The organism is Acidobacteriota bacterium (assembly GCA_009838525.1).
Taxonomy (GTDB): domain Bacteria; phylum Acidobacteriota; class Vicinamibacteria; order Vicinamibacterales; family UBA8438; genus VXRJ01.
In genome coordinates, this window is record VXRJ01000021.1 from 1 (window position 1) to 5,873 (window position 5,873).

Consider the following 5,873-nt stretch of genomic DNA (forward strand, 5'->3'; position numbering starts at 1 on the left):
TCGGCCTCGACTGGACTGAGGTCGCCCGCTTCGAGCGGATGCAGGCGCGCTTCGAACATCCCGTCGTCGCCCCGCTGATCGACTTCGCACTCAGCAAGGCGGACGTGCATCGCATGGTCGAGGCGGCGGGACTGCCGAAGCAGCGGCTCTACGAGATGGGCTTCCCGCACGCGAACTGCGGCGGCGGTTGCGTCAAGATGGGCCAGACCGGCTTCGCCCACCTGCTGCGCGTTTGGCCGGCGCGGTTTGAGATGTGGGAGCGTGAGGAGACGGCGTTGCGGGACTTCCTGAATCGCGATGTGTCGATTCTCCGCGATCGCCGCGGTGGGACCACCACGCCCCTCACGTTGGCCCAGTTGCGCGAGCGGGTCGAGCGCGAACCGATGCTGATCCCGCAGCACGACTGGGGCAGTTCTCGACCCGGGCCACGGTGTTGAAGCCCACCTCGCGGTCGCGGACGAAGTCGCGCAGGCTGAGGCCCATGCGCTTCCGGTAGCGCTGGACGTCCTCGGCGAACCGCAGGGCGTCGAACGCGGCCGTGCTTCCGATGGTCGTCATGGTCAGAGGAGCCTGAGTCCGTCGACGCCGAGGCGCGGGTCGTCGAGCACGCGTTGGAACCTAGGCACTCGGGGCGTCGGTCGCCTCGGTGACCTCGGTCGTGTTGTCGTCGCCGGCCTCCACCCGCTCGTAGTTGTTGACGAACGTGGTCACGGCGAACGCGCTGGCCAGCGCGATCACGTTCCAGGTCAGGTCCTGTCCGCCGACGACCTCGACGGCGGCTTCGAGGGCGGCGGCTAGGGCCAGGGCCATCGCGGTCAGGTCGACGTGGTGCTTGCGGATCATGTCTTGCTCCTTCGGTCGGTCGCGGCGGATGCGTCGAATTGCATCCTATCGGGTTTTCTTGGGGGTGCGGTGGGACTCGGACGTGCCCCGCTGCTCGGCGCTCGGGCAGTCGTCGTGCCAGTCCTGGCCGTGCCGCGCCTGGTCGAGGATCGCCTCCGGGTCGTCGCAGCTGGCGAGCGAGGTGATCGTCATCGTGGTGGCCGTCTTGGAGGTCCGCGTCTGCGTGCCGGCGAGCACGATCTTGCGGCGCTCGGGGTCCTCGATCGCGGTCAGGTTGGCGTGCGTCGCCGGGTCGTCCCACCAGGCGGGAACGCAGCCGTGGTCGCGGTTCAAGAGCGGCCAGTCGGTCGAGACGCCCCACCAGACGTCGAGCACGTCGGCCAGCGAGGCGAAGTCGATGTAGGTGGTCGCGCCGACCCCCTCGGCAACGTCCCAGTACTCGCGCTCGTGCAGGGCGTTCGCCCAGCCGGGATTCTCGCGCGTGGCGAAGCAGGGCCGCCAGGCCGCGTTGCGGTAGCGGCCGTCGTCGCCGCCGTAGGCCCAGTCCCACCAGCCGGGGATGATCAGCCGGACGGCGAAGTCGTAGTAGCCGTTGACCGAGAACGCCACGTGGACCGTGACCGGCGCGTTGGAGAACTCGAGCAGCACGTCGCCGTGGGCGTCGATCGTGACGTCGTCGGCGATCGTGTCCTCCTGGTCGGTGGCCTGCGCCTCGGTGCGCGTCTTGGAGGTGCCGAAGTGCGAGCCGAAGGTGGCGGTTAGCTTGTCCTCGAGCTTGCCGCCCGCCTCGGCCGAGCCCGCCTGGATCGAGGTCTCGTTCTGCAGGGTGACGTCGAAGCTCATGTCCTGCGTGAACGAGGACTCGACCGACTGGGCGATGTCGAACTTCTTCTCGACGTGGTGGGTGTCCGGCTCGGGCGAGTTGTTGGTCACCCGCTGGGCCTCCGAGCTGAGCGGGTCGAGGGCGCCGGTCACCGGCCGGGTCGGGCCGTAGACGAGCTGGGTGTCGTCGGTGTAGCGCGGCTCGGAGAACGAGATCCCCAGGCAGGGGCGGTGGGGATTGCCGAACCAGACCACCTGCTTGTCCGGCGTCCAGTGGTCGCCGTTGACCGGGCAGTCGTCGATCCAGTCGTCGTCCTCCGAGCCGATGAACCAGCCGATCTGCCGGGCGAGCGCGGTGGCGATGTCGACCTGGATGCGCTTGAGCAGGAACGACTCGGAGAGCGGCCGGCCCTCCTCGAGCGTCGGCGCTGGGACCGGCAGGGCGTTGACCCGGTCGCGCTCGTGGCGGACCAGGACGACGCCGACGATCACGGCGATCAGGGTCGAGATCGCGATGGTGCGGAAGATCATGGCGCTGCTCCTTCGGGTGCGTGCTATTGCGCGTTAGCGCGGCTCGTCAGTCGGCTGGACGGGTGTGGTCTGGGCGTGCTCGGCGATGCAGCGCGGCAGGTTGCGGCCGACGTCGTAGAGGACGCGCTTCGCGGGCGGCTGGCCGTGCGCGTCGACGGCCGAGACCTGCCAGGTGCGGCCCGCGATGGTCAGGCTCCAGCTCGCGCCGACGCGCTGGAACATGCCGCCTCCGACCTGACCGATGCGGTACAGGAGGTCGTCGTCGGGCGCGTCCGGACAGCCGCGGCACTCGATCGTGACGATCACGCCGCCGCCCGCGGGAATCTCAACGGCGCCGTTCATGCGGACGGCTCCGTTCCCGGCAGCGGCCGGTCGGCCCAGCTCGGGTCGTAGTCGCCGCTCAAACTCGGCCAGCTCGATCGAGCCGCCGTAGTAGTGCTCGCCCTTCTCCGGTCCGGACCAGTCGTCGGGGAAGTAGTCGGTCCGCTCCGGCCAGATCAGCAGACCGTCCGCGCCGAGGTCGAGGTCGCCCACCGCCTTGCGGGCGGCCAGGTAGGAGTCGCGCTGGTCCGGCCAGTAGGCCCACTCGGCCAGCGTGTGCTGGGTGTCCGAGACGCGCAGGGGCGGGTCGTGGACCACGAAGCAGCCGACGTCGGCCTGCTCCAGGACCAGCCGGCCGGCCGTCCATCCGGCGCCCGTCAGCGCGGCGCTGATCCGCTGCGCCGTGTCGCGTTGCTTGGTGTTGGTCTCGTCGGTCATCGGTCGTCTCCATTCCGGTGTTACGTGGGCGGGCCGTAGAGCAGGGCCTGGGCCAGGCCCTCCTGCAGTTGCGCGAGGGACGCGCTCATCTCCGCCGCCAGCCGGACGCCGTCCATCGGGTCGTCGGGATTGTTCAGCGCCTTGAGCAGCTGGTCCAGCCCGCTCGGCAGCGAGCCCGCGATGTCCGTCATGCGATCCCAGCCGATCCGGTCGTCGTCGTCCGTGGCCACCGCGCGTCCCCTCGCTAACGCATCTTATCGAGGGCATCCCGCTCAGCTCGACCGCCAGAGCATCCGGATCCCGGTCGCCCGGGCGGCGTTCGGATGGTCGCCGACCACCGGCGGGTCGAGACGCGTGCAGAAGCAGAGGTAGCCCGCCGCGTCGACGATCAGCGCGATCTCGCGAATCTCCATCGCCCGCGGCGAGGCCGAGGTGTCGATGTAGCCGAACGGGTGGTAGTGGGCGCCGCCGCCGACCACGAAGCTGGAGTCGGGCGCGGCGATCCGGTCGATCGTCACGCCGTCCTGCGTCACGTCGCGCAGCCACCACTCGGTCGCGATCTCGGTCGGCGCGCCCGGCCAGTGCGACCAGAGGCGCGAGGTGGGCGACCAGGTGTAGGGGAACTCGAAGGCGACCTCGGAGCCGGCCGGGATTGACGAGGCGACCAGGTTGGTCCGGTGCCAGTAGGTCCCGCCGTGGCCCGCGTGAATGCCCGCGCCGTCGAAGAGCAGCAGCTGCTCACTGATCGCGCCCGGCACGGCCGGCTGGTTGCGGATCGCCGCCGGCGTGCCCGCCGCCGCGTTCCAGTCCGGACGCGGCACGGCCAGCAGTGTCGCCCAGGTCGCGTTGCCCGCGGCCGTCGGCCCGTTCTGCGTGGTCGACGAGTGCTCGGCCAGCGAGTAGGCGACGATCGCGTGATTGTCGTACTGGCGGTGCACCAGGTCGCCGACCGCGTACTCGCGCTGGTTGCCGTTCCAGGCGCCGCGCGGCGTGATCTTGATCAGGTTCTGCAGCTTGCGCACCTGCGCCGCCGACATCGTGCCCGGGCGGTCGGCGTCGGGATCGCTGCCGACCTGCGAGAGCGGCAGCTCGACCGACTCCAGCCCGTAGCGCAGGGAGATCCGCTCGCCCGCCAGGCCGACCGTGGGCGGCTGCAGGCGCTCGCGCGGAATTCGGGTCGAGTCGCCGATGTGCGCCCAGGTTGCGATCTCGTCGTTGTCAACCCGCCGCCAGGTCGAGCCCGCCGCGCCCGGCTCCGGCTGGTTGTTGGCGATCGCGATCGGCGAGATCCAGATCCCGTCGTCCGCGCCGTGCGAGACCATGTCGCCCGCGGCGTAGCGGCGGGTCGAGCTCCAGTTGTCGTGATAGATGCCCTGCGGGTCCCAGTTCGTGATGTCGGCGACCGGGCCCATGTTGGAGGTCACGCTCTCCGACACGCAGACGTAGAAGTGCTCGGACTGCCACACCACGTCGCCCCGGTAGTAGCGCCCGCCTGCCACCCAGACGCCGCGGAAGCCGGCCAGGTCGGGCGCCAGGTGCGCCCAGCGGTTCGGGCTGTTCGGCGGAGCGGCGAGCCCGGCCGCGACGTCCTGGCTGGCCACGTAGAACTGGCCCTGGTACGTGACGTAGTCGCCGATCGTGTAGTGCCGCGAGTTGACCCAGGCGCCCGACCAGCCGCCTACCGCCATCCAGTGCGTCGAGAACGGCGGCACCGTGGTCGAGGCCGCCAGGTCCGTGACGCAGCGCCAGACGCGGTTGTGATAGGTCACGATCTGGCCCGCCTGGTAGGCCGAGCCCGAGCTCCACTCCGGCACCTGCGGCGGCCCGGTCAGTGTGACGCCGGCGACGATGTCGGCCTTGACCGCCGAGTAGTCGCGGCTCAGCGGCGCCTCGCCGGCCGTCGCCGGCAGGGCGAGGATCTGCGCGTCGGCGGGAAACTCGGTCGTCCGGGTCTGGGCGCGCGACAGGTCCCAGTAACCGCTATCGGGGATCGGCACGTGTGTAGCCTCTCTCGTCGAGCACGACGTATCTGATGTCCATGCGCTCGGCCGGCGGCTCGGCGCCGACGCTAAAGCCCCATAGCGCCGACGCGATCGCGGCGAGCAGCGCGACGATGCGGGTCTGCCGGGCCTGGATCATGGCGTGGATCATTCCGTCTCCTCCTCCTGCTGTTGCGGCTCGATTGTGCGCAGTGGTTTGTCGTCGGCCATGACCGGCGCCCCGTCGAGCGTGATATAGACGGGGATCGGCGAATCCTCCGACGAGGATCCCGGCGCGTTGGTGATGTCGAGCGTCTCCGACCACTCCGTCCAGTCGCTGTCCAGCGCGTCCGAGTCGTTGTTGACCAGCACGCTCACCTCCGCCTCGAGCGGAGCGGTATCGGCCGTCGAGAACCGAATCGACCGGGAGGTCGCCGACGACCGCACGGTCGTCCACGATCCTCCGCCCGAGCGGTAGCGGAACCGGTACGACTGACCGGCCGCGATGCTGTATCCGTCCGGCGCGGTGTAGCTGGCCAGGACGCCGCGCCAGATAGTCGAGCCGGAGGTGAACCCCCAGTTCCAGGCGAGCGTCGGCTGGCCGCGCACCGCGGCCGCGTTCACGGTGAGCGCGAACGTCAGCGTCGCCGTCGCCGCGGCCGAGGCCGAGTCGGTCACTGTCAGCGTGTAGGTCGTCTCGGCCAGGGCCTCCGTCGGCGCGCCGGCGAGGGTCCGCGTCGCGGCCGTTAAGGTGAGTCCCGCCGGCTGCGCCGGCGTCAGCGTGTAGGTGAGCGGCGCGACGCCGCCAGCGGCGGCAGGCAGGGTCACCGCGGCGAACGGCAGGCCCTCGGTGCCGACGAGGTCGTCCTGCGTCGCGTCGAAGCGCAGCGTCGTATCCACCGGCGTCGCGCGGACCGTGACGTAGGCCGAGTTGCCGGT

The 5,873-nt window shown here is 70.5% G+C and carries 6 protein-coding genes; all 6 read right to left on the minus strand.

Annotated elements, in window-relative coordinates; translation table 11 throughout:
• Window positions 1-618: 618 nt before the first annotated feature.
• Complete coding sequence (locus tag F4Y45_10735; protein MXY24983.1) at window positions 619-843, minus strand: hypothetical protein; 225 nt, start codon at window positions 841-843, stop codon at window positions 619-621.
• Window positions 844-888: 45 nt separating this feature from the next.
• Window positions 889-2,196, minus strand: coding sequence for a hypothetical protein (locus tag F4Y45_10740; GenBank protein ID MXY24984.1), 1,308 nt, complete (start codon window positions 2,194-2,196; stop codon window positions 889-891).
• 33 nt (window positions 2,197-2,229) lie between these two features.
• A complete protein-coding gene (locus tag F4Y45_10745) occupies window positions 2,230-2,955 on the minus strand; it encodes a hypothetical protein (protein ID MXY24985.1) in 726 nt (241 codons plus the stop codon).
• Window positions 2,956-2,975: 20 nt separating this feature from the next.
• Window positions 2,976-3,185: a hypothetical protein gene (locus F4Y45_10750; GenBank protein MXY24986.1), complete on the minus strand. Its 210-nt coding sequence runs from the start codon at window positions 3,183-3,185 to the stop codon at window positions 2,976-2,978.
• A gap of 42 nt (window positions 3,186-3,227) precedes the next feature.
• On the minus strand, window positions 3,228-4,952 hold the full coding sequence (locus tag F4Y45_10755; GenBank protein MXY24987.1) for a hypothetical protein: 1,725 nt from the start codon (window positions 4,950-4,952) through the stop codon (window positions 3,228-3,230).
• Between the two features lie 150 nt (window positions 4,953-5,102).
• Window positions 5,103-5,873, minus strand: a 771-nt coding sequence (locus tag F4Y45_10760; GenBank protein ID MXY24988.1) for a hypothetical protein, incomplete at its 5' end; no start/stop codon positions are given.